A 22,880-nucleotide genomic window follows, 5' to 3' on the forward strand; every position below is an offset into this window, starting at 1 on the left:
GTATGCTCGTGTTAAGGCTTTTATTACCGCTGATCCTGTTGATTTCCGGCGCATGCGCGGCCGAAGTACCGGACCCGGAACTCCAAGCATTCTGGACTCAGTTTCGGCAAGCCGTGCTGGCCCGCAATAAGAACAAAGTCGCCGCCATGACCCAATTTCCGTTCGAGGTGCGTGGAGTGGTTGATAGCTCTCCCGTCAAGCATTACAACCGCAAGGGATTTTTCGACATCTACGAGCGGCTGATGGTACAGCGCACCGATATTCTCTCCGGCAACCAGTTTATTTCGAAGTCCATGATCGAACTCATCGAAGAGAACCCCGAAATCCCGCCGAAGGACGTCTTGACCGAGAACCAGATGCGCTTCGAGGACTTCGTATTCGAACGGGTTCGAGGCCGCTGGCGGTTTACCCGCGCTTACCTGGAAGAGTGAATCCCGGTCTCCCGGGCGAGAACCTTGCCGGCGCATGGTCATCCGGATGAGAAGGGTGCCGTCGATCGCCTCCGCCGGACCGACCCAAGAAACGCCGGTTTTCAGTCGGAATCTCGCCCGGGCCGTCTTGCAGCAGCCGAAACCGTCCGCGGTACGGCGAAAGGAACACAGCATGCACGCATTAAGGCTTTTATTACCGCTTATCCTGTTGATCTCCTCGATTTCCGGCGCATGCGCGGCCGAAGTACCGGACCCGGAACTCCAGGCATTCTGGACCCGGTTCCGGCAGGCCGTACTGGCCTACGATAAGAACAAAGTCGCCACCATGACCCGGTTTCCGTTCGAGGTGCGTGGAGTGTATTACGGCGATCCCGGCAAGGATTACAACCGCAAGGGATTTCTCGCCATCTACGAGCGGCTGATGGTACAACGGATTTCTGTTCCCTCCGGCAACGTAAGCATTGAGAAATCCATGATCGAATTCATCGAAGATAAGACCGAGATTGCGCCGAAGGACGTCTCGACCGAGAGCCGGATGCGCTTCGAGCAATTCGTATTCGAGCGGGTTCGAGGCCGCTGGCTATTTACGCGCGCTTACCTGGAAGAGTGAGTGCCGGTCGCCCGGGTGAGAACCATCGCCGTCCAGACTTCCGGTCTCTACACAACGCACGACTGCCGCCATGTTCAAACTTTTCGCCTACGGTACCCTCCAGCTTCCGGAGGTGATGCGGGCCGTTACCGGCGGCATTTTCCCGTCGCAGCCCGCCCGGTTACCGCATTACGCCCGCTATCGCATTCGCAACCGGGTTTATCCGGGGCTCCGCAAGGAGCCGGGCAGCTTTACCGACGGGCTGCTTTACGAGGCACTATCGGCAAGAGCGATCAAAGATCTGGACGCATTCGAAGACGACTATTACCGGCGGGAAACCCTGACCGTGGCCACCCTAGACGGGGTTCAAACCGATGCTGAAGTTTATGTCGTTCCGCCCGCGCATTACCGGCTGCTCCTCGACCGGAGCTGGGACCTGGAGCAGTTCAAACAAACCCGGCTCAGTGAATTTTTGACGCGTTGTCGCCGTCTAAATGAATAAATCGAAGGTTTCACGCCGGCCCTGCCTGCCCGACAAGAATGTGAGTACGTCACGCCGCTGGAAATCCGCTTTCGATACGACTCGCAATCGCCGAAAGGCCCAGAATTACAAGCGCTGAAACACACATCCATCGCCGCGTCGGCAGTTCGGCACCAAAACCTTACGCAAAAACCTTGCGCCTATGTCTTTGCCGATGATTTCCACGCTATTATTCCTCGTGCAAACTGTCTTATAGAAATTAGAAACCAGCGGATGTTGGAGCCAAACGATGAATATCTCAACCGAAAATCGTAACGGCAAGACCATTCTCGGCCTGAAGGAGGAGCGCCTCGATGCGCACAACTCCGGCGAGCTGAAGGATTACATCCTCAAGCTTCTGGAAGACGGTCACACACGCTTGGTCATCGATTTGTCGGGCGTCCGTTTCATCGACAGCTCAGGCTTGGGCGCCTTGCTGTCCGGTTACAAAAACGCTACCTTGCGTTCCGGCAGCTTCGTATTGGCGGGACTGCAGCCGCGTGTGCAATCCATGTTCGAGCTTACCCGTCTGCACCGGGTGTTCGATATCTATCCCAGCCTTGGAGAGGTACCGGACAGCAACTAGCCAGGAGATTTCGATGGGCGGCGAGACCGACATCATCAACGTCGAAATTGTGGTTCCGAACCAAACTCGGTACCTGAGTTTGATCGGCAATATCGCCGAACAGGTGGCCAAGACTTTGGATGTCTACACCGGCGACCGCGATGCGCTTGCCTATCATCTCAATCTAGTTTTGACGGAAGCGATGGTCAACGCGATTCAGCATGCGGCGGCCGGGGACGCCGATAAAACCGTGCGGGTATGTATGCGCATACGGGACAAGGATCTCCGGATTTTCGTATACGATCACGGACAGGGTTTCGATTTGAACGCGGTGCCTCCGCCTAATCTCGATGCCCTGAACGAGCGCGGCCGGGGCATTTTTTTTATGCGCACGTTCATGGACTGGGTCAGCTACCGGAAGGCGGACAACGGCAACGTACTGGAGATGTACAAAAAGCTGGCCTGAACCGCACAGGCAACCGAACTCGGCTGCAGCGAAATTCCAACCATCCTTGCCGAGAACCGGCGTCGGCATTGCGATTCGGCGGGAGAAAATGACTATGCCTTGGGAACGCAGCTTCAAAACCTTTCTCGACCAGGCCGCTCGGGAATATCACACAATCGCCCCCACGTTTCCCTACGAACAGGCCTTCTCCGCCGAATACCGCGCCCTGGTTCCGCCGCAACTGGCAACTCGCGACGCGTTCAAGGTAGAAACGGTCATCCGCAGCGGCCACGAGGCCGTCGATCTGTGGGAGCCGGACGGGCAGCTCGGCGATCCGTTCCATCGTCTTCAGCTTTATGGACTGCGCGAGCGAAGCCTGGACGAAATCATTCCCATCCTCCAGGACTTGAACCTGCGGGTCGTCGATCAAGTCCAGTTCAAAGTCGAAATTGCAGCGCAGCGCGTCTGCATCCGCAGTTTCTCGATCAAACCCGCCATCGACGGCCTCGATTCCCTGATGCCCGTAAAAGAGCCGTTGCTCGACGCCTTCATGGCACTTTTGACGGCACGAGCGGACAAGGACGCGCTGAACGGTCTGCTGCTGCTGACCGGGCTATCCTGGCGGGAAATCGACGTGTTCCGTGCCTACCGGAACTACTATTTCCAGCTCGGCAGCCGTTTCGGCCGTTTCCGCTTTCATCAGGCGCTGCTCAACAATCCGAAGACGGCCTTGCTGCTTTTTCATTACTTCGAAAGCCGCTTCAAACCCGACGGACGCTGGATCGATCTCGGCCGGCGCGAGGACGAAGCCATGCTGCCGATTCGCATGGAGCTGGGTTCGGCGCTGAACGAGGTGGAAGACTCGAACGAAGACCGCATTCTCCGCGATCTGTTCAACCTCATCGACGCCACGCTGCGGACCAATTTCTACCAAAGACCGGATCAGCCGGATCATTTCCTCGCCCTCAAGATCAGCAGCCTCGGAGTCATCAACACGCCGGCGCCGCGGCCGTTGTTCGAAATCTATGTCCATTCGGCACTGATGGAAGGCATACACCTGCGCGGAGCCAAGGTAGCTCGCGGCGGCATCCGCTGGTCGGACCGGCCCGACGATTTCCGCAGCGAAATCCTCGACCTGATGCAGACGCAGATGATCAAGAACTCCCTGATCGTTCCACAGGGCGCCAAGGGCGGTTTCGTCGTCAAACAGACTGCTCGCGATCCGGCCGAACGCGAGCGGCTGGTCCAGGAAGCCTATTCCACCTTGATAAGGGGAATGCTGGATTTGACCGACAATTTGGAAGGCACCACCGTAACCGGTCCATTCGGTGTCGTAACCCACGACGATGCCGATCCCTACCTGGTGGTCGCCGCGGACAAAGGAACGGCACGGTTGTCGGACCGCGCCAACGCGATCGCCTCGGAGTACGGCTTCTGGCTCGGAGACGCCTTCGCCAGCGGCGGCTCGCACGGCTATCATCACAAGCAGATCGGCATCACCGCCCGCGGCGCCTGGGAATGCGTGAAACGGCATTTCCTCGAATTGGGACAGAACATCGAAACCCAGCCGTTCACGGCAATCGGCATCGGCAGCATGGACGGCGATGTCTTCGGCAACGGCATGCTGCTGTCCGACAAGATCCGACTGCGCGCCGCGTTCAGCGCCAGCCATATCTTTCTCGACCCGAACCCCGATCCGGCGACGTCGTATCGGGAACGGAAACGTCTCTTCGACCTGCCCTACTCCACATGGGACCACTACGATCGCAGCCTGATTTCGCCCGGCGGCGGCGTGTTCCGGCGCGATGCCAAGGACATTCCGCTGAGCCGGGACGTCCGCGAGTGGCTGGGGGTGCACCATGCCGCGGTCGACGGCGAAGAACTGATCCGCCTGCTGCTGACGGCTCCGGTCGATCTGCTCTGGCTCGGCGGCATCGGAACTTACGTCAAGGCCAGCACGGAAACCAACGAGGAGGTCGGCGACAAGCTCAACGACAGCACCCGCATCGACGCCAACCAGATCAAGGCGAAAGTGGTCGGCGAAGGCGCCAACCTCGGCTTCACCCAACTCGCCCGGGTCGAATACGCGATGAACGGAGGGCGCATCGATACCGACGCGGTCAACAACTCGGGCGGCGTGGATCTGTCCGATCACGAGGTCAATCTCAAGATCCTCATGAATCTGCTGGAGCACAAAGGATTGATCGCAGACCGGGAGGAACGCGATCGATGGCTTGCGGAAATCAGGGACGATGTCTGCCGTTCGGTTCTCGCCAACAACTATGGGCAGAGTCTTTGCCTCTCCCTGGACCAGCAGCGCTGTCTACAGGACGTGGAACCGTTCCTCGAAGCTGCGGCGCGATTGATCAACTCGGGATTGCTCGACCCGGCGGTGGAGTCGTTTCCTTCCCGCAAGGACATCGCGGCACGCCCCCAGCAAGCCTTGACCCGTCCCGAACTCGCAATACTGATGGCTTATGCCAAACTGGCCTTGAAGCGGGCGCTTTTCGACAAGCCCGAGTTTCTGTCCGCATCCTGGACTTCCGACAGCCTGGCGGATTATTTTCCGGCGGCGGTGCGGGAACGTTTCGCGGAAGCGATTGCGGAACATTCGCTCGCCAAAGAAATTACCGCGACCGTGGTCTGCAATACGATCATCAACCAGGCCGGGGCAAGCTTCCTGGTTTGGGTGGACGAACTGGAGCCCGCTTTTCTCGATCTGGCCGTCAGAGCGTATTTTCTGTTCGACCAGGTCATCGGCGGTCGTACCCTGCGCCGTAAGATTTGCGCCCTGGACGGCCGTATCGCGGCTTCCAGGCAGATCGAACTGTTGCTGCGCTCGGAAAACCTGCTGAACGCTTTCTGCCTATGGTCGCTCCAAAAGGGCGAGGCACTCTATCCGAATCCTGAAACGGTAGCACGATGGCGCAAGGACCTGGCGCAACATCTCGATTATCTGGCGAAAACCTTCACGGCAAGTGAACTTCCGGATTACGAGCAGCGTATCGCCGATTCGGAAGCTTTGGGTTTCACCGTGGACGAAGCGCATCTCATGGCGCTCATGGAACGATTGCACGACTTTCCGCCCCTGGTCGACCTGGCCACACGAACCGGCGAGCCGCTGTCGAAAGTTGCGGAGCTGAACGATGCGATTGCCGATTTTCTGGATCTGAGACGGCTGATTCCCCGGCTCGAGAACATAAAACCCCGCAACCGATGGGAACGCCGGGTCCAAACCGTATTACTGGAACGCCTGAAATCCGGCCCGACCCGTTTCAGCCTGTCCATGCTGCGGGCCGGCCTGAGCGACCCGGCCGCATTCTTCGCCGGACAGCGTCTGCAACAGCGACTGGCCAAACTGCGCCGGTTCGCCCGGGAACTCAGCGAGTCCACGGAAGCTTCATTGATTCCGTTCACCGCACTGGTCACGGCACTGGACGCCTTGCGGGAAGCCTGCGAAGACTCCAGCCGCTGATTCCATTCAGCATTCAAGTGAACATTCATCGAGGATGGGTAGAGCGAAGCGAAGCGAAACCCATCGAGGGTGGGTTAGCCCCTCGTTTCCGCTCGGGACAGGCCTTTGACAGACTCAGGCTCTTCGACTGGGCTCAAGACAGGTCCGAGGTTGCTCGGTGGGTTACGGCCTGGCGGCCTAACCCACCCTACAAATATGCGTAGGTCGGCAATCCTTTGCCGACGAATCCATCGGGCAAGCGGCGGCGTCGGCAAAGGATTGCCGACCTACGAATACTTCCGTGCGAAGTGATACGTTGCTGACTTCTCAAAACCCATGGCTGCCTTACTTCAAGTCGCCCAGGCCTGTTTCGACCCATCCAATCGAATCCCCAGCAAGTCCTCCCGGTGAGTGGTTCGTATGCCGTAGGACTTTCCTGAATGTACTTAGAAGGCGTCTCGCCGCCAATAACCCTGAGCCATTTCACTCCTTTGTGCGGCGTTTCACACGCCCGGGCCAAAGCAGGCTCAAGCAACATAAATGTTACACAACGGCACCAAATTTGCATTTCCCCATGAGCGCTCAGCGCCGCAGTCCGCCGATCTTCAATCCGATTGGCGAAAACCGATACGAGACGTCATACGGGAAGAACAAAAAAGCAGACACACCAATACATCCAAACGCATAGACATCGGCTGGAGCGGATAAAGCTGCCTTTCGAATAAAAATGCCCTCGACTTGAGAGAGTCAAACCGGCTTCACGCGGCCGGTCCGAACCAGCCGCCGTTAAAACACCCTCTTCACAACCAACAATATCGGAGCATTCAGTCTCATGGCAGCAAGAATTTTCATGCCCGTCACGGTCATGGCCCAATAGTGTTCGGCACGATTTTTGTCTGAGAGTATGTGGAACCCCGGGAGTCGAAGCCATGGATAGGGTTGATTAAGAGTAGGAGGTTGGAATGAGCGCTCCGTGGGGTCCTCAGATGAAGGACCAACTCCAAGGGTTTAACTATCTGCACCAACTGGATTCGCTGTTGACGGACCTGCATGAGGCCGGTACGGTTCGCGACCGGGCGGGCAATCGGCATCTGTTTTACGATCAGTATGCCCTGTTGCTGCTGCTGTATTTTTTCAATCCGACGATCACCAGCCTGCGCGGGCTGCAACGGACGACGGATCTGTCCAAGGTCCAACAGCTGGGAATTCACCGGACCGCGCTGGGGTCGCTCAGTGAAGCCCAACAGGTCTTCGATGCCGCCTTGCTGGAACAGGTCATTGCCTCTCTCGCGAGCCGGGTGCCGGCCCCAACGCCTCGCGCCGGACCGGAGGCGCTGCTGCCGTTGGTCGCCGTCGACGGGAGCTTGTTGCCGGCGCTGCCCCGCATGGCCTGGGCGCTGTGGCAGGATGACCGGCACCGGGCAGCGAAGCTGCATGTGGCCTTCGGGGTGTTCAAGGCCAATCCCCTCGCCGTCCGCGTGACGGCCGGCACCGGCTCGGAGCGAACCGAGTTGCGGCACTTCGTCCAACCCGGCGGGTTTTATGTCTTCGACCGCGGCTATACCGACTATCGCCTGTTTCAGGACTTGCACGACCACGCGTGCAGCTTTGTCGGCCGGGTCCAGGAGAACGTGGCGTACGAGGTGTGTCGGGAGCGTCCCCTCGCCGACACCGATCGGGCGGCAGGCGTCATCCGCGATGTGGAACTGCGTCGTCTGGGCACACCGCATCACACGCGACGCCTGCCGCAGCCGTTCCGGCTGGTCTGGGTCAGCACCGGCCACCGCCGCGTTGACGGCACGGTCGAGCCCCTCATCCTGGTCACCAACCGCTTGGACCTGGATGCCGAGTTGATCGCCGTGGCCTATCGATATCGCTGGACCGTGGAGCTGTTCTTCCGCTGGCTGAAGTGTGTCCTGGGCTGTCGGCACCTGCTCAGCCAGACCGCTAACGGCGTTACGTTCCAAGTGTATGCCGCCGTCATCGCCAGTTTGCTGCTGAGTCTCTGGATCGGCCACGCCCCAACCAAGGCTACCTATGAAATGGTGTGCCATTACTTCAGTGGCTGGGCCACCGAGGAGGAGTTGATTGCCTATTTGGAGCGAACGCGACAACGCGCTACCTTAAGCAAAAAATGAGCCGAACACTATTGGTCATGGCCCTACTATTCACTCTCTTCACGGGGAACGCTTTGGCTTCCTCGACAGTGCCCGACTGGAACATATCGGGCATTCCGGATGCCGGCTTCCCGCACTTCGAAGACTCGGTAAAGGTTACGTTCGCCAGGAGCGGGTCCAACTGGAAACTCACGGCAAACGAACGGAGCGGAACGCATCGTTTCCAACTGTCCCCCGCCGAGGCCTACAAGGTAACCAATGTCGACTTCTCCCTGGAGGCACTATTCGACAGGAACCTGCGCTTCACAGGAGGCGAGCTAGAGATCGAGGGAAAAATTACCGGTTTGGGCGTGAATACCAAGACTACGTTGTGGGAAGCCAATCTGACCGACTTCGGGGTCGACTACAATCCCTTCGACGGCAGCCCCATCGCCTTGGGCTTTGAGACGGACGACCACGCCGGCTGGGCAACCCTGTTCGATAGCGGCATGCCAGAAAGCGTCTACCTGTTCACCCCGTCGTTGTGGACTCTAGTATTGAACGTTGCGGCTGGAAACGGGACTTCGGCCAGCATCAACGCCACTGCGCTGACAACGGTGCCGGTTCCCGCTGCCGTCTGGCTGCTGGGTTCGGGCCTGATGGCGCTGCTGGGCGGGCGCCGCCGCAACACGGTATCCGCGGCACCGGCCTGAGACTTCGGAGCCCCGGAACAGAAAGCCGCTTTGAGTTGGCACTTTGACGAAGAGCAGAAGCCGCCCCTTCACGTGGCACGGCCGAAAATCGCGGGATCTTACCCTAGGATCGTCGCGCAGCCTCTTCGTCATCGCCGGCTCGTCAGTTCCGAGCATTACCTCGACGGATTTATTCCCGAAAACGACCGGGGCGCTTGGCAGCCCTTTGACGCCCCACTCCGATCAAGAAACCGGAGGAAGCAGCTTAATCGTCGCCACGCGGCGCATTTTGCGGCAAAGGGAAGTATAATGGGATGGCTCGGAAATTTTGGCAGTGCGTCCGGGCGTCAACAATCCACTCCGCCCCGGTAGCTCAGTCGGATAGAGCGTCCCCCTCCTAAGGGGAAGGTCGTACGTTCGAATCGTATCCGGGGCGCCAAACATCTCAAAGGCTTGCGACAACGCAGGCCTTTTTCATTGGTGCTGGGTGCACATTTAAGGAGAGTTTCGACTCTCCAAATCAGGCAAAAACCAGGCTTCAGGCGGGTTGCCGATCAATGGCTGGAACCGGATCAGGCTTTGGTTATTTTCTTTCGGCCTGGCGCCTTTCAGTATGCCTCGTCACCTTCCTTATGGGGATCTGGCTTACCTATTAACCCGGCCTATAAACATAGGCCGGGTTAATCCGGGGCAGGGATGCCCCGGCGCGGCGACAATCCGCGTAAGCCAAGGCCGGACGTGTACCGGCCTGGGCGGTGGCCCGTAAATACCAGGAGGGTATTTACGGGCCTGATTAATAAAAGAACCATGACTGCTCAGCCCCCGTTCCCTCTGATACGCTTCGGGCATGAAGAAGCTCCGTCGCCCGAGCCAAGCCGGACTGAATCAGATGAGCCATGCCGGGAAGGATGCGCTCATCAGGACATTGTTCGATCTGTTGGAAGGCTTGGAAAGGCGTCTGGCGGAAGTGGAACGGAAGGTGGAAAAAACCAGCCGTAATTCGCGCCGGCCGCCCTCGTCGGACGGGCTGAATCGGCAGGCGGCGAAGCCGCGCCAGCCGGGGGCCAAGTCGAATGGCGGACAGCCGGGGCATGTCGGTATCACGCGTCCACCAACTCTCGCAATCCCGCCGGCTCCGGCGCCGCTCAGCCAGCGGGACGCCATCGCCGCCAGAATCTGCTTCGGCAGCACATGCTCCACCTCCTCGTGCACCACTTCCTTGTAGCGGTTCAGGCTTAGGTCGTAGCCGTTGGCGGCGACATCGTAGAACCACACGTGATCAGTGCCGCCGGAATTGGTCTTGGTGGACAACAGAATGGCGGTGGACACACCGGCATACGGCTTGAAGGCGCCGCTGGGGAGAGAAATCACGCCCTCGAGCTTCTGCTCCTCGACCCGGATTTGCCGCAAGGTCTTGTGCGCCTAGCTGAAACCGAACAAGACGCCGTCCGGCACGATCACCGCCGCGCGCCCGCCGGGTTTCAGGAGGCGCAAGGGTGCTCGGTGGGTTACGGCCTCGCGGCCTAACCCATTTCGGCGGATGAAAGTCGGTGCCGAGGCGCAGGTTGGCATCGCGCGGATACGGATCGATCGCCTTGCCGGGATTCATGCGGTTCTCCGCGTCCCAGAGCGCTTTGAACTCCCGGCACGCCTGCACCAACTCTGTTTTAGGCTAAAGCGTTGTATAACTGGCTAAACTGATAGGGTCGAAATCATTTGCGGACAACTCGGCGATGATAAGCCTACTCGAAGCTTTGGCATGTCTGCTTCCCGATCTCATTTGCTTGGCCAGCAAAAACTCCTCAGAAAAGCAACCTCCCGTTCTCCGTGCCCTGCCATTGCCTAACTCCGAATCATTGGGCTCTTCGGCCATTCACTTTGAGACTGAAAATTTGACCGGCACATATTTATCAATCAAGCCAATCGTAACGGCGACTTTCAAGACGAACAGTAACGCTCAAGACCTCGTTTTGGAGGTTTCCGAGAAATCAGATTTGAGAGTCCCGCCACGAGAAAAGAAAACGTTTACCGCACATATCCGCGAGGACGGTTCGAGGATTCCACCCGGCTATCGTTTGCACCAAGTTCATGTCAAAAAAGCGGCCGCCTACCCTTCGACTTCGCTCAGGGCAGGTCTTCACGATGGCGTGCGGACCCAATGAAGTCTGGTTGAACGATCCGACCGACATTCCGACTGACGAAAGTTGGTTGTACATTGATGGATCGAAATCTTTCACAACCGCCGGCGGCGCCAGGCCCGACCAGGCTATCTGTCGCCCGCGGCCTCTGCCCAACAGTTCTGTCGGAGCCGGTGGGCGGCTTAATCTTTGGCGTCCGCTATTGCCGACCGACCTCACGGACGCTTACATGAAATCGAGCTACACTAATTGGCGAGTGTCATTTTCACCCTTGGCACAAGCACGCATCAAAAGCGGAAGTATTTTTTGTATTGTCCACACGGTACTGGCGTCGCGGTATCGCAACGGAAGCTGTAAGCAGGGTCATCCAATTTGGGTTTGAGGTTATGCGGCTACAAAAGTATCGAAGCTCTCGTCGATCCAATGAATTCAGCGTCCATCGCCCACAGGAAAGGCTCGGCTTCCGTTTTGTGGAGCATCGGAGGCAAGATTTCCGCCTAGGAGGTAAATAGAATGACTCTCTTCCTCATCGCATCGATTCCTGAGCTAGCCCTTCATTCCAGGGGACTGGCCTCCGGCGGCGCATCGCGCCACCTCCCGCCAGCCCCTGGATTCGGACGTTAGGGAAACATACGGATGAGATACCTCATTCTTGGATTGCTTTGCACGCTGGCTTTCAGCGCCATGTCAGCTGAGAAACGCTGTGGTTGGCTAGTAAACCCTACACCTGCAAACTTATGGCTGATAGATGGAACCGGCACATGGACAATCTCTATACAAGGCACAGGATTTATAGACGAAGATTCAATGGATAAAATGCCAACTATCGACGAGAAGGAATTTGTTCGAACAAATGGTAATTACGGCTTCTCGTGCGTTTGTTTAGTTGTCCGAGTAGACAAAGAAAAGTCAAGCATCCGAAACATTTATGGCGGTGAGCAGCTCCTTTTAAAGCAATGCTTAGAAGACCCCCAAATTCACAATAAAATGCCATTCCCCCAGATTCACAATGAAATGCCATTGCGGTAGACGCTTTTGTTCCGGCAGTTACAGCGTTTTCAATTTCAGACGGTTACTAAAGAAAGTCCTCGGCCTGTTGGAAATACCCTTGAGCATCATTCGGGGTAATGGATTGGGTGGCTCGGTGCAGGATGTCGAGGAGGTGGTCCACGGTGCGTGGCTTCTCGCGTTTCAGGACGTGCTTGACTTTGGACCACGCTTCCTCACTCGGATTGAGTTCCGGTGAGTACGGCGGCAGGTAGACATAATGGACGTGATGGCGGTCCAGAAACGCCCGGACGGCGCGCGCCTGGTGGACCGGATGGCGGTCGAGAATCAGGGTCTTGCCGGCGAGCAACAGCGGCAGCACATAGACGTCGAGGTACGCCACGAAACGTTCCGCGGTCAGCGGGCCTTGATAGCACCACTGGGCGTCCAGGCCTTGCTCGGTCAACACGGCGACGGTGTTCACGGTGTCGCCGGGCGACACCGGCTGTTCGTCGATCACGCGTTTACCCCGTGGGGCGCGGCCATAAGGCAAGGTCATGTTCAGACGGGCACCGGTTTCATCGAGGTAGAGGCGCTGGTCGAAGGGGATGGCATCGACGACGTGGTGATAGTGCTCGGTTTGGGCTTGATGCTCCGGGCGGTTCTTCTGGGGATCGTAGGTGGACTTTTTTTTCGCGTGATCCGGAGACGCCGGAGGGTGTTGAACATCGTGCCGACGCTGACGGTGACGCCGTAGGTGTCGGCATAGCGTTCACGGAGTTCCTCCAGGGTGAGGTCCACCTCCTCGCGGAGCAGGGCCTGCAAGTACAGTTCGCCCTCGGCGGAGATGGCGCGCGGACGGCCGGCATGGCTGGGCTTCGGGGCCAATTGGCCGGTTTCGATGAAGAGCTTCTTAAGCACGTGAACGGTGTTCGGGCTGACCCGGAACAGCGCGGCCGTCTTACGCACGCTGTGCGTCAGGGCGTAGCTGAACATCCGCATTCTCAGATCGAGTGAGTACGCTTTCATGACACGACTCCAAGGTAATGTTCACCTTTCGACCTCAAGTAATCGCAAAAATTTAAATTTGCTGTAAATCAGAATCATCCGGCCGCTGCCGCATAGATTATGTTCGGGTGTTTGAAATAGCGCCGGATGCGGTCGGGACGTTTCTGCAGCCGGTGCAGATGGAAGCGCGCTTTCCGCTTAAGTAACCTTGATCGAATTGGCGCCTTCGGTCCATTCCGAACCTCGCTGTTTCCACTCGAAGCGACGGCACCGGAATGCATCCTGGTCTTTCAAGTTTGCCCCGGATGATTGATCTACAGATCCGCCCCTTCCCGGTAAAACCTCGTTTTATGCAGGGTATTTCAGAGCGTGAGAAACAGACCTCGTGCGCACCGCTGTGCCATCATGCACCACATTAGTTCACGCGATATTTTTTCGTTCTATTCCCGGTTGCGCAAAACAAGGTAACTGTCATTCTCCATCAACGACTTAGTCAATAGAACAAAAGTTGGCACAAAATACGCTTATCGCAAGTTGAGGTTTATAAAGCAACGGCGCTTTAACCCTTTTTGGGTTATCGCGCTTTTTTTTTGCCTCGGTGATTCTTCGTTGCACGACCTACTAAAAATCGAGCTAGAGGAGAAACTTATGTCGTATTTAGTCCCGTCGGAATTTGTCACGAAAATGGTGGATGCAGGTGAATCAAAAGTCTTCATGTCAACCAGGGATACGGTGATTAGAGCTTATATGGCCGGTGCCATCCTGGCATTGGCCGCTGTTTTTGCGGTTTCAATGACCGTACAGACGGGCTCTCCGCTCGTTGGCGCCATGTTGTTTCCCGTCGGTTTTTCCATGCTGTATTTGTTGGGCTTCGATCTATTGACCGGGGTGTTTGTTTTGACACCGCTTGCATGGCTCGATAAACGCCCCGGGGTGACGATTGGCGGTATCTTGAGAAACTGGGCATTGGTCTTCATCGGCAATTTCTTGGGGGCGTTTACCGTGGCGGTGATGATGTCGATCGTTTTCACGTTCGGTTTCTCGACGGAACCCAATGAAGTAGGTCAAAAGATTGCCGGTATCGGGGAAGCGCGTACGCTAGGTTACGCAAAGTATGGCGCGGCAGGCATGCTGACGCTCTTTATCAGAGGCATGCTTTGCAACTGGATGGTCTCTACCGGCGTAGTCGGCGCGATGATTTCCACTTCGGTGAGCGGTAAGGTGATCGCCATGTGGATGCCGATCATGCTCTTCTTTGCTATGACCTTCGAGCATTCGATCGTCAATATGTTTTTGTTTCCCTCGGGTTTGATCATGGGCGGGAAGTTTTCGATCCTCGATTATCTATTCTGGAATGAAATTCCGACCGTTTTGGGAAATCTGGTTGGCGGGCTTGCGTTTACCGGGCTGACCTTGTATTCCACGCATGTAAAAACGGCACCCCAACGGGTCAGCAAGGGGTCTGTCTCAGTAGGACGAGCAGCCTGACGAGCGACCTCCAATGCCCAAGAGTTGCCGATGGGATCGGCAAATAGATTGCGATGAAAGAGCTTCAACTATCTCCACGCGGTTGAAGCTCCCTCAATCTGCCTGATCCGGCCCATTGCTGCGTGAGAGTGCGTTTATGCCGAGCTTGTCAAAGCCCTGTGGCCTTCGGCAAGCACGAAGCGAGTCGCTTTAAAGCCTGACCAGCCCGGTTCGATAAAAACCCAAATGCCCAGCCAACTAAAAATCTCCGTGGGCCAATACTCCGATAAGGGCCGTAAAGAAGCCAACCAGGATTTTTACGGTACTTGCATACCCAAAGAACCCCAGTTGAGTTCCAAGGGAGTTGCGATTGCCCTGGCGGACGGGATCAGCAGTAGCGCTGTGAGCCAGATTGCCAGCGAAGCCGCTGTCAGGAGTTTTCTTGAGGATTATTTCTGCACTTCAGACGCTTGGTCGGTCAGGAAGTCAGCACAGCGGGTTTTGACTGCGATTAACTCCTGGTTACATTCGCAGACCCGGCAAAGCCAGTATCGTTACGATAAAGACAGAGGTTATGTGTGCACCTTAAGCGGCATGGTGATCAAGTCAACCACCGCACATATTTTTCACGTGGGCGATGCGCGCATCTACCGATTTCGTGATAACGGTCTGGAGCAATTGACCAATGATCATCGATTTTGGGTGTCGCGGGATCAAAGCTATCTTGGTCGGGCGCTAGGCATCAACCCCCAACTCGAAATTGATTATCAAGCGCTGCGAGTAGAAGAAGGCGATATTTTTCTACTCCTGACAGACGGCGTTTACGAATATGCCAGCCCTCATTTCATCATCAATACCATTAAAGAGCATGGGAACGATCTGGACGTCGCTGCGAAGGCGATCGTGGACGAGGCCTATCGGCAAGGCAGTCCGGATAATCTCACGGTTCAGGTCGTCGCGATATCAAACTTGCCCGGGCAGGACGCGGATGAGGTTTGTCAGCAGTCAACCGAACTGCCGTTCCCGCCGATCCTGGAAGCCAGAATGGTTTTTGATGGCTACAAAATTGTCAGGGAGGTGCATGCCAGCAGTCGCAGCCACGTTTATCTGGCGGTTGATAATGAAACCGGCACGCCGGTCGCCATCAAAACGCCATCAATCGATCTTCGGGATGATCAGGCTTATTTGGATAGATTCTTGATGGAAGAGTGGATTGCCCGGCGTATCAATAGTGCGTATGTACTGAAGCCCTGCGCGCAAACACGGAAACGCGGCTATCTCTATATCGTCACCGAATTTATTGATGGCCGGACATTGACACAGTGGATGATCGACAACCCGAAGCCGGACCTGGAAACCGTGCGCGGCATCGTTGAACAAATCGCCAAAGGATTACGCGCTTTTCACCGGCTCGAAATGCTGCATCAGGACCTGAGACCTGACAATGTCATGATCGACAACACCGGCACGGTGAAGATTATTGATTTCGGTTCGACGCAAGTTGCCGGCCTGATGGAGATTACAACACCTATTGCACGAAGCCATCTACTGGGCACCGCACAATATACAGCCCCGGAATATTTTCTAGGCGAAAGCGGGACAACGTACTCGGATATGTTTTCTTTAGGCGTTATCGCGTATCAAATGTTGTCGGGGGAACTCCCTTACGGCACCGAGGTCCCCAAAGCCATGACCAGAGCCGCACAAAAGAAGTTAACCTATCGCTCCATACTCCATGACGAAAGGGAAATTCCTGCCTGGATCGATGATGTGCTCAGGAAAGCAGTACATCCGAACCCTTATCGGCGTTACGAGGACTTATCCGAGTTCATCTATGATCTACGCCACCCGAACCAAACGTTTTTGAATAAGACCCGTCCTCCGCTTATCGAACGTAATCCAGTGATTTTCTGGAAGAGCGTTTCACTCATTCTGACAATGATCGTTTTTTTCTTATTGTTTAAGCTGACAAATAGAGGCATCTGAAATGAAAACGACACCGACACAAACCCCGTCCTCCTGCAAATCCGATTCCCAGTTGACCAAAGAACAAATGACGGACCGCATTATTACTGCAAAAGTCAAAAAACAACTCACTTGGACCGCGATTGCCGAACAGATCGGCGTCAATGAAGTTTGGCTGGCCTCGGCTTGTCTCGGCATGAACAGCATGAAACACGACATCGCCGAAAAGCTATGCGCCATTCTGGATCTGCCTATCGAAGTTCAAACCGCCTTGGAAATGTTTCCTTACAAACAATGGTCTTTCGAAATACCCCAAGACCCGCTTATTTATCGGCTTTATGAAATCGTCGGTGTTTACGGAGAAACCTTGAAGGAAATCGTTCATGAAAAGTTCGGAGACGGTATCATGAGCGCAATAGATTTCAGCATGACGGTTGACAAAGAAGAAAACCCTGCCGGTGATCGCGTCGTCATCACCATGAATGGTAAATTCTTGCCTTACAAATCCTGGTAAAGAGGATAGGAAATTCAATGGGCATGGTGAACCGGCTTACCTGAAAGAACCAATAACAAAAACCTGCCCCGCTGACTGAACACGGCGCGGCATCGGTCCGTCCCTGGACCAACCCTGGACATGCTGGCCTGCCCCACGACGGTTCACCTAGAAGCCGCTGCCGTCCCGTTCACGGTTCTTATCGCTGTTGGCTTGATGGTGAGTTCGACGAATTTCAAGAAACTTCTCCCCAAAAGCAGGCGAGTGGTCGCAGGTTACGCCCGGCCGTTATCCCGAGATTGCCGCCGCTAATGCGGATGAATCGGCATGGCGAAGAAATCGAAGAACAACCACAGGATCAGCGACGACGTTATCAGCGTCAGGATCATGGCCGGCGTTCCCTTTTTGAACCACAGTCCGGGTGTGAGGGCCAGTGCGGGATCGTTGGCGTCTTTGGCCAGTCTTTCCGATAGGGTTACGATGAACACGTTGGCTGTGGACCCTAGATGGGTGCCGTTGCCGCCCATGCCGACACCGATGACCAGGCTCCACCATAGTGGAGCGACATTGATGCCTTGCGTCTCCATGCCCAGGATGATGGGCACCATGGCTGCTGTGAAGGGAATGTTATCGATCATTGCCGACAGAATCGCTGATGACCACATCAGAACGATGCTCGCCAGAAGCAGATCGGTCTCCACGAACGGTTGAATGAACTGGGCTACGTATTCGAGGAAGTGGCTGTTTTCGACACCGCCGATAACCACGAACAGGGAGACGAAGAACATCAAAAGGCTCAACTCCACGTCCTCAAACGAAGCGTCCAAGTCCACGTTACGAGCGATGAACACCAGGAGCGTGAGCCCCAGCGCGGCGACGAACCATGCATTCCAGTTTAGGGCATGGTGAAAGATGAAGAGGACCACCATCATGGCCAACACGCCGAGCGCCGCATACCAGGTGCGTTTGTCCTTGATGTGCTCTTGCGGAGTGAAGTCCGGCGTTTGCGCCGGGACGGCGATTTCCTCTCGGAACAGCACTTTGAGAGCCGCGAGTATGGCCAGCCAGGCCACCAGCACCAGGGGTCCCATCTTGATGAAGAAGGTGTTGAAATCGATATGAGCGGCTGAACCGATCATCAGATTGGGCGGATCCCCTACCAGGGTGGCTACGCCGCCCGTATCGGACAGAAGCGCGGCGCCCAGGAGATACGGAATCGGACTCACCCGAAGGGCTTGGCAGATGAGCACGATGAGGGGGCCGAAAATGACCACGGTGGTAACGTTGTCGAGCAGCAGGGAGAGCACCGTCACCGCCGTCCCCATCAACGCGAGCAGCATGAACTGCTTGCCCTTGCTTATGTCGGCGATGCGGTAGGCGATGGCTTGAAATCCGCCGGTGGGAATCATGATGCCGACGATGGTCATCATTGCGCCGAGCAGGAAAACGACGTTCCAATCGATAGATTCGACCGCCTGGCGTGGGCTGTAAAAACCGAAATACTGGCCCAGCAGTATCATGATACCTGCCCCGGCCATAGCGAATTTGGTCCGGTGAAAACCATGAACACCTTCCGTGAAGATGCCAACGAACGTCAAAATCATGATGATGGCCGAGACCAGCATCGGCGTATTCCAGGAGAGGGTTTCAGTCACTTTTTTCTCCAATCTTCGAAGCGCTTAAGAACAAACGATCCGGGTCTATGGACTCCACCCCGTAAATGAGCAGGGCGTGGCCACAAAGTAGAACGTCAACAGGACCCGCATACGTAGAAGTACAGACCCGAGGTTAAAGCATTGGTCGCCGACTTGGCAAAAGAGCGGCGCGTGAAGCTGTCATTCATAACGAGTCGAGGAAGAAAAATGGCGCATTCACTCACGCCCGGCGGCAACCGGACGGAGCCACGCTTTTCGGACTGGCAGTACGACGGGTTTCAAGGTAATGGAAGAAGGACAGGTACGCCCCGTCCCCGCCGCGATCAACAAGGCCGCGAGCCGCTTTGCCGCTCTCCGCGGTGCCGGCACGCTCAAGATGAGCACGGATGGAATCATGCCCTGACCCGCGGCGAAAACTGACTTCGAGAATACCGATATGAAGGTCTACCAGCCCGAATCAGATCCCGAGCCGACAACCCGTCAATGAGCCATGACCACCCGCCATGCCGCCAGCCAAAACGCTGCTGCGGTGACCAGCTTGGGCCAGAACCGCGTTGCGTCGGTCGTCGCGTAAAGAGCGAGCGTCACGGCGACCGCCGTGCTTCCCAAGGGTAGTATCAGGAAGGTGCAAGAACCCGCGAGCGGGTAAAGCGTAGCGACAGGCCGGAGCGCGAGCAGACAGAACGCCGCTACCAATACCAGCAGGTCGGCCATGAACGTGGCGGCTGTTCTTATCCCCAACGATGCCAGCAGGGGGCGCATGGGCGCGCGCTCGGCACCCAGGAGCAACGCCAGTCCGGCCACATGAAATATCAGCGGAACGAATCCCGCCAGCAGCAGGGCTACCGCCACCTGCGGTTGAAATCCGATCGCCTCCCAGCCGGTTCCGAACCAGCCCAGGCTGCCCGCATAAGCCAGCAGGGCCGCTCGGGCCGGCAACCGGCTCCATTGCATCAATGCCAGCGCGTCCATGGCCGCAAGGTTTAACACAGGGTGCCGATACTGGCCGATTCTGCTTCCGATCCGTCAAGATCCGGTCTTCATCACTCCCGTCAAACGCCTGCGCAGACGGAACGCCGCGATCGGTCAGCCCGTGAGCAGGACAAGGGCAAATTCGCGCGCCCCGTCGACGCACAAAGCCAGCATGGCCATCAGCGCACTGGCTGCAACGAGCAATGCGGCCCACGAACCACGCAGTACGAGCTGCTGCACGATGGGCCATTGGATACCGAGGGCCAAGGCCAACAATCCATGCTCCGAACCACCACTACGGGCGGATCCGAGCAGAGAGATTCCGTAGGCGGCGAAGGGCAATAGCAGGGGAAGATCGACGATCAGCAGCAACGTCAGGTCAAGCCCGGTCTCGAAACGAGATAGCCTAGGCAGCGTGCGCAGATATCGCCAGGGTGCGCCTCCTCGCAAGGCATCGGCTTGCACGGCCGCCCAGGCGATGGCAAGCAGTGACAGGATCAGCCAGGCGGTCAGCGCGTAAGCTGGACTGCCGCCTTCCACGATCTTGCGTATCGGCGTCCCGACAGCATCGATTTGTGCGGCAAGTGGCGTGGCAGCCGGCGAAACGACTAAAAGCACAAAGAGCACAGACTGCCAGCGGCGGAGCAAAAGCTTCAGGGTTGCGTCGGCGTAATGGCGCAAGCGCCAGCCGAGCAGACGGAAAAACAGGTGCGATCGGGCCGATTCCGACGGTGGAGGGCGAGACACGTGAACTCTTCTCAAGCCAATTTGACATCCTCCTCGGCCTGAAGGCCGGAGATTCCTACGGCGCTCAGGGGCGGCATTGAGCCGCCCCTGAGTCGCTTCGGTGGGTTCCTGCTGCTGGCGACCCTACTGCATCGCTCACTTCACAGGCGAACCGGGCGTGTCCCGCCCTTAGCACATTGATCGCGCCGACCACCTCGGCGTTTTCCTCGAAGCCACATTCCACACACGCAAATCGGGCTTGCGTCTGCCGGTTGTCGGCAGACACATGGCCGCAGCACGGACAGGTACGGCTCGTGTTCTGTGGCGGCACTGCAACTAGCCAGCCGCCTTGCCACGCCAGCTTGTAATCCAGTTGGCGGCGGAACTCGAACCGGCCTTGATCGAGGATGGACTTGTTCAGGCCGGACTTGGCCCGAACGTTTCGTCCCGGTTGTTCGGTAGTACCTGCCGCTGACCTGGACATGTTCCGTACCTGCAAATCCTCGATACACACCATCGCGTGGTTTTGGCTGATCGCGGTCGAGGTCTTGTGCAGGAAGTCGCGGCGGGCGTTGCCGATGCGGGAATGAATGCGCTGGACGCGGGCTTTCGCCTTCTTCCGGTTGTTGCTGAACTTCACTTTGCGGGAGAGGGCTTGCTGTGCCTTGCGCAAGCGTGTCTCATGCCGCTTGAAGCTGTTGAGCGGCGCGTAGAACGTGCCATCCGAGAGCGTGGCGAACCGGGCCAGCCCCATGTCGATGCCGACCGCGCCACCCTGCGGGATGGGCTGCTCGACCTCGCGCTCGGTCTGGATCGACACGAACCACTTACCGCCCGACAGGCTGACGGTGACGTTCTTCACCGTACCCAGCACATCCCGGCTATTGCGATAGCGCAGCCGGCCGAGCTTGGGCAGGAAGATGCGACTGTTGCCCTGATCGAGCTTGATCTGTTTCGGGTCGGGGTAGCGGAAGCTGTCGCGCTGGCCTTTCTTCTTGAAACGTGGAAAGTCGGCCCGCTTGGCGAAGAAGTTGCTGTAGGCCCGCTCCAAATCCTTGAGAGTCTGTTGCAGCGGATGCACTGGCGCATCCGCCAACCACGCCGTTTCATCGCTGTTGCGCCACTCGGTGAGCAGCTTGCATAGCCCGGCGTAGCCCAGCTTCTTCTCTCCGCGCTCGTAGCGCTCTTTCTGCAACGCCAGCGCCTTGTTGTAGACGAACCGGCACGAGCCGGCGAAGCGGCGCATCCGGCGCTGCTGCTCGCCGGTCGGGCGTAGTTCGAATTTGAAGGCTTTGAGGCGTTGCATGCGCATAGTATAGTTTGGTCTATGAACAATGACAACGATATAAGGCATGGACGGCACTGCGTTTTCAAAATGCACGTCCACTTGGTCTTTGTGGCGAAATATCGCCGCAGGGTATTCGATGGCGACGCCATCAACCGGCTGCGCACGATCTTCGCCAAGGTCTGCGCCGACTTCGAGGCGCAACTGATCGAGATGGACGGCGAGGACGATCACGTTCACCTGCTTGTGGAATACCCGCCCAAGGCGGCTGTCTCCAATCTCGTGAACAGCCTCAAAGGCGTCTCCAGTCGCCTGCTGCGGAAGGAACGGCCCGACATCCAGAAGCGCTACTGGAAAGGCGTGCTGTGGTCGCCGTCCTATTTCGCTTCAAGCTGCGGCGGCGCGCCGATTTCCATCGTGCGCCAGTACATCGAGCAGCAGCAAACCCCACACTGAAACCCAAAGACAAGGACGGCTCCGCCGTCCGCGCTATCCTTCCCCGCCCTGAACGGCGCGGCTTGTCACGCACCGGGTCAGTAAGGATGAATTGCTACATGCAGTTTGGAGTGGGCGGATCGTCTCAGAATCGACCTTGACCAGTCATATCAATGCCGTACGTAAGGCGGTCAGTGACAACGGCGCGGATCAACGCCTGATCCGAACAGTCGCCCGCAAAGGACTCCGGTTCATTGGGGAGGTCAAGGAAACAGAATCGTCAAATGTCGGTTCCCCGAGGACGGAACCGGCCAATTTAAATGAAACACCCGCGCGTTCGCTGGCCTTTCCGGACAAGCCGTCCATCGCTGCCTTGCCGTTCCATAATCTGAGCGGCGATCCCGAACAGGAGTACTTTGCCGACGGTGTAGTCGAGGACATCACCGCTGCATTGTCGCGGATTCGCTGGCTTTTCGTCATCGCGCGCAATTCAAGCTTCACCTATAAGGGGCGGATTGTGGATGTGAAGCAGGTGGGGCGTGAGTTGGGCGTGCGCTACGTGCTGGAAGGCAGCGTACGCAAAGCCGCGACCCGTGTGCGCATCACTGGGCAGCTCATCGATGCAACAACCGGGGTACATGTGTGGGCAGACCGATTCGAAGGTCACCTCGAAGACATCTTTGAGTTTCAGGATCAGATAACCGCGAGTGTCGTTGGCTCGATAGCGCCACAGCTGGAGCGAGCAGAGATCGAACGAGCGAGGCTAAAGCCGACTGAAAGCCTCGACGCTTACGACTTCTATCACGGAGGGTCTGCGAAGAGCAGGGTTGCCGGAATGACAGCCGGATATTGGCTGATGACTATTAGCCTCCCTCTGAATTGACCGAGGTATTCGTTTTTTCCGGCCGTTCCTCCGGTAGATCCTGGAGGATATGTGGTTGCGCGGTGATTAGGCCG

General features: G+C 57.0%; 21 protein-coding genes, 1 tRNA gene and 2 pseudogenes. 17 read left to right on the forward strand and 7 right to left on the reverse strand.

The window, feature by feature from the left end:
- The first annotated feature begins 2 nt into the window (after positions 1 to 2).
- The 10 genes from sS8_RS14190 (at position 3) to sS8_RS29970 (ending at position 10,017) form a co-directional block, all read left to right on the forward strand.
- On the forward strand, positions 3 to 431 hold the full coding sequence (locus sS8_RS14190) for a hypothetical protein (protein ID WP_145986538.1): 429 nt from the start codon (positions 3 to 5) through the stop codon (positions 429 to 431).
- Between the two features lie 172 nt (positions 432 to 603).
- The gene (locus tag sS8_RS14195; RefSeq protein ID WP_145986539.1) at positions 604 to 1,041 is read left to right on the forward strand and encodes a hypothetical protein; all 438 of its coding nucleotides are present in this window, start codon (positions 604 to 606) and stop codon (positions 1,039 to 1,041) included.
- Positions 1,042 to 1,111: 70 nt separating this feature from the next.
- Entirely contained in the window at positions 1,112 to 1,522 is a 411-nt protein-coding gene (locus sS8_RS14200; RefSeq protein WP_119630190.1) for a gamma-glutamylcyclotransferase family protein, read from the forward strand.
- 268 nt (positions 1,523 to 1,790) lie between these two features.
- Complete coding sequence (locus sS8_RS14205; protein ID WP_119630191.1) at positions 1,791 to 2,126, forward strand: STAS domain-containing protein; 336 nt, start codon at positions 1,791 to 1,793, stop codon at positions 2,124 to 2,126.
- A 13-nt stretch (positions 2,127 to 2,139) separates the two neighbouring features.
- Complete coding sequence (locus sS8_RS14210) at positions 2,140 to 2,571, forward strand: ATP-binding protein (protein WP_119630192.1); 432 nt, start codon at positions 2,140 to 2,142, stop codon at positions 2,569 to 2,571.
- An 88-nt stretch (positions 2,572 to 2,659) separates the two neighbouring features.
- The gene (locus tag sS8_RS14215; RefSeq protein WP_145986540.1) at positions 2,660 to 6,025 is read left to right on the forward strand and encodes an NAD-glutamate dehydrogenase domain-containing protein; all 3,366 of its coding nucleotides are present in this window, start codon (positions 2,660 to 2,662) and stop codon (positions 6,023 to 6,025) included.
- Between the two features lie 941 nt (positions 6,026 to 6,966).
- Positions 6,967 to 8,142, forward strand: coding sequence for an IS4 family transposase (locus tag sS8_RS14220; protein WP_119630194.1), 1,176 nt, complete (start codon positions 6,967 to 6,969; stop codon positions 8,140 to 8,142).
- Between the two features lie 17 nt (positions 8,143 to 8,159).
- On the forward strand, positions 8,160 to 8,813 hold the full coding sequence (locus tag sS8_RS14225) for a VPLPA-CTERM sorting domain-containing protein (RefSeq protein ID WP_145986541.1): 654 nt from the start codon (positions 8,160 to 8,162) through the stop codon (positions 8,811 to 8,813).
- Between the two features lie 341 nt (positions 8,814 to 9,154).
- A tRNA-Arg gene (locus tag sS8_RS14230) sits at positions 9,155 to 9,231 on the forward strand.
- Between the two features lie 450 nt (positions 9,232 to 9,681).
- A complete protein-coding gene (locus sS8_RS29970; RefSeq protein ID WP_408631178.1) occupies positions 9,682 to 10,017 on the forward strand; it encodes a DUF6444 domain-containing protein in 336 nt (111 codons plus the stop codon).
- Here the strand turns inward: sS8_RS29970 and sS8_RS29975 are convergent.
- Positions 9,996 to 10,202: pseudogene (locus sS8_RS29975) on the reverse strand (N-6 DNA methylase); the annotation flags it as partial. The gene sS8_RS29970 and the pseudogene sS8_RS29975 overlap by 22 nt on opposite strands.
- A gap of 976 nt (positions 10,203 to 11,178) precedes the next feature.
- On the opposite strand from sS8_RS29975, the gene sS8_RS29980 reads away from it, so the two are divergent.
- Positions 11,179 to 11,442, forward strand: a complete 264-nt coding sequence (locus tag sS8_RS29980; protein ID WP_119630196.1) for a GNAT family N-acetyltransferase — start codon at positions 11,179 to 11,181, stop codon at positions 11,440 to 11,442.
- A gap of 124 nt (positions 11,443 to 11,566) precedes the next feature.
- Positions 11,567 to 11,959 (forward strand): DUF4087 domain-containing protein, encoded by a 393-nt coding sequence (locus sS8_RS14245; RefSeq protein ID WP_119630197.1) that lies wholly within the window; start codon positions 11,567 to 11,569, stop codon positions 11,957 to 11,959.
- A 46-nt stretch (positions 11,960 to 12,005) separates the two neighbouring features.
- Here the strand turns inward: sS8_RS14245 and sS8_RS14250 are convergent.
- A pseudogene (locus sS8_RS14250) lies at positions 12,006 to 12,551 on the reverse strand (IS630 family transposase); the annotation flags it as partial.
- Positions 12,479 to 12,946 (reverse strand): helix-turn-helix domain-containing protein, encoded by a 468-nt coding sequence (locus tag sS8_RS14255; RefSeq protein WP_119630199.1) that lies wholly within the window; start codon positions 12,944 to 12,946, stop codon positions 12,479 to 12,481. The gene sS8_RS14255 and the pseudogene sS8_RS14250, both read right to left, overlap by 73 nt.
- 627 nt (positions 12,947 to 13,573) lie before the next feature.
- On the opposite strand from sS8_RS14255, the gene sS8_RS14260 reads away from it, so the two are divergent.
- From sS8_RS14260 to cynS, 3 genes are all read left to right on the forward strand, one after another.
- Positions 13,574 to 14,413, forward strand: coding sequence for a formate/nitrite transporter family protein (locus sS8_RS14260; protein WP_119632796.1), 840 nt, complete (start codon positions 13,574 to 13,576; stop codon positions 14,411 to 14,413).
- A gap of 225 nt (positions 14,414 to 14,638) precedes the next feature.
- Positions 14,639 to 16,378: a bifunctional protein-serine/threonine kinase/phosphatase gene (locus tag sS8_RS14265; RefSeq protein WP_119630200.1), complete on the forward strand. Its 1,740-nt coding sequence runs from the start codon at positions 14,639 to 14,641 to the stop codon at positions 16,376 to 16,378.
- 1 nt (position 16,379) lies between these two features.
- On the forward strand, positions 16,380 to 16,871 hold the full coding sequence (gene cynS / locus sS8_RS14270; RefSeq protein ID WP_119630201.1) for a cyanase: 492 nt from the start codon (positions 16,380 to 16,382) through the stop codon (positions 16,869 to 16,871).
- 287 nt (positions 16,872 to 17,158) lie between these two features.
- Here the strand turns inward: cynS and sS8_RS14275 are convergent, their stop codons facing one another.
- From sS8_RS14275 to sS8_RS14290, 4 genes are all read right to left on the reverse strand, one after another.
- A complete protein-coding gene (locus sS8_RS14275) occupies positions 17,159 to 18,505 on the reverse strand; it encodes an ArsB/NhaD family transporter (RefSeq protein ID WP_119632797.1) in 1,347 nt (448 codons plus the stop codon).
- A gap of 480 nt (positions 18,506 to 18,985) precedes the next feature.
- Entirely contained in the window at positions 18,986 to 19,495 is a 510-nt protein-coding gene (locus sS8_RS14280; protein WP_145986542.1) for a hypothetical protein, read from the reverse strand.
- A gap of 96 nt (positions 19,496 to 19,591) precedes the next feature.
- A complete protein-coding gene (locus sS8_RS14285) occupies positions 19,592 to 20,224 on the reverse strand; it encodes a hypothetical protein (protein ID WP_119630203.1) in 633 nt (210 codons plus the stop codon).
- 64 nt (positions 20,225 to 20,288) lie between these two features.
- A complete protein-coding gene (locus tag sS8_RS14290; RefSeq protein WP_197716524.1) occupies positions 20,289 to 21,515 on the reverse strand; it encodes an RNA-guided endonuclease InsQ/TnpB family protein in 1,227 nt (408 codons plus the stop codon).
- 15 nt (positions 21,516 to 21,530) lie between these two features.
- Between sS8_RS14290 and tnpA the strand changes: the two genes are divergently transcribed.
- Both tnpA and sS8_RS14300 read left to right on the forward strand, forming a co-directional pair.
- Positions 21,531 to 21,944, forward strand: a complete 414-nt coding sequence (gene tnpA, locus sS8_RS14295; RefSeq protein WP_119630204.1) for an IS200/IS605 family transposase — start codon at positions 21,531 to 21,533, stop codon at positions 21,942 to 21,944.
- A 136-nt stretch (positions 21,945 to 22,080) separates the two neighbouring features.
- Positions 22,081 to 22,806, forward strand: a complete 726-nt coding sequence (locus tag sS8_RS14300) for a hypothetical protein (RefSeq protein ID WP_232020312.1) — start codon at positions 22,081 to 22,083, stop codon at positions 22,804 to 22,806.
- Positions 22,807 to 22,880 lie beyond the last annotated feature (74 nt).

This window comes from Methylocaldum marinum (assembly GCF_003584645.1).
GTDB lineage: Bacteria > Pseudomonadota > Gammaproteobacteria > Methylococcales > Methylococcaceae > Methylocaldum > Methylocaldum marinum.

Coding starts and splice junctions, on each gene's coding strand:
- sS8_RS14260 (WP_119632796.1), top strand. CDS start 13,574: ATGTCGTATTTAGTCCCGTCGGAATTTGTCACGAAAATGGTGGATGCA.
- sS8_RS14210 (WP_119630192.1), top strand. CDS start 2,140: ATGGGCGGCGAGACCGACATCATCAACGTCGAAATTGTGGTTCCGAAC.
- sS8_RS29970 (WP_408631178.1), top strand. CDS start 9,682: ATGAGCCATGCCGGGAAGGATGCGCTCATCAGGACATTGTTCGATCTG.
- sS8_RS14290 (WP_197716524.1), bottom strand. CDS start 21,515: ATGCGCATGCAACGCCTCAAAGCCTTCAAATTCGAACTACGCCCGACC.
- tnpA (WP_119630204.1), top strand. CDS start 21,531: ATGAACAATGACAACGATATAAGGCATGGACGGCACTGCGTTTTCAAA.
- cynS (WP_119630201.1), top strand. CDS start 16,380: ATGAAAACGACACCGACACAAACCCCGTCCTCCTGCAAATCCGATTCC.
- sS8_RS14255 (WP_119630199.1), bottom strand. CDS start 12,946: ATGAAAGCGTACTCACTCGATCTGAGAATGCGGATGTTCAGCTACGCC.
- sS8_RS14190 (WP_145986538.1), top strand. CDS start 3: ATGCTCGTGTTAAGGCTTTTATTACCGCTGATCCTGTTGATTTCCGGC.
- sS8_RS14205 (WP_119630191.1), top strand. CDS start 1,791: ATGAATATCTCAACCGAAAATCGTAACGGCAAGACCATTCTCGGCCTG.
- sS8_RS14195 (WP_145986539.1), top strand. CDS start 604: ATGCACGCATTAAGGCTTTTATTACCGCTTATCCTGTTGATCTCCTCG.
- sS8_RS14225 (WP_145986541.1), top strand. CDS start 8,160: ATGGCCCTACTATTCACTCTCTTCACGGGGAACGCTTTGGCTTCCTCG.
- sS8_RS14265 (WP_119630200.1), top strand. CDS start 14,639: ATGCCCAGCCAACTAAAAATCTCCGTGGGCCAATACTCCGATAAGGGC.
- sS8_RS14220 (WP_119630194.1), top strand. CDS start 6,967: ATGAGCGCTCCGTGGGGTCCTCAGATGAAGGACCAACTCCAAGGGTTT.
- sS8_RS14245 (WP_119630197.1), top strand. CDS start 11,567: ATGAGATACCTCATTCTTGGATTGCTTTGCACGCTGGCTTTCAGCGCC.
- sS8_RS14200 (WP_119630190.1), top strand. CDS start 1,112: ATGTTCAAACTTTTCGCCTACGGTACCCTCCAGCTTCCGGAGGTGATG.
- sS8_RS14215 (WP_145986540.1), top strand. CDS start 2,660: ATGACTATGCCTTGGGAACGCAGCTTCAAAACCTTTCTCGACCAGGCC.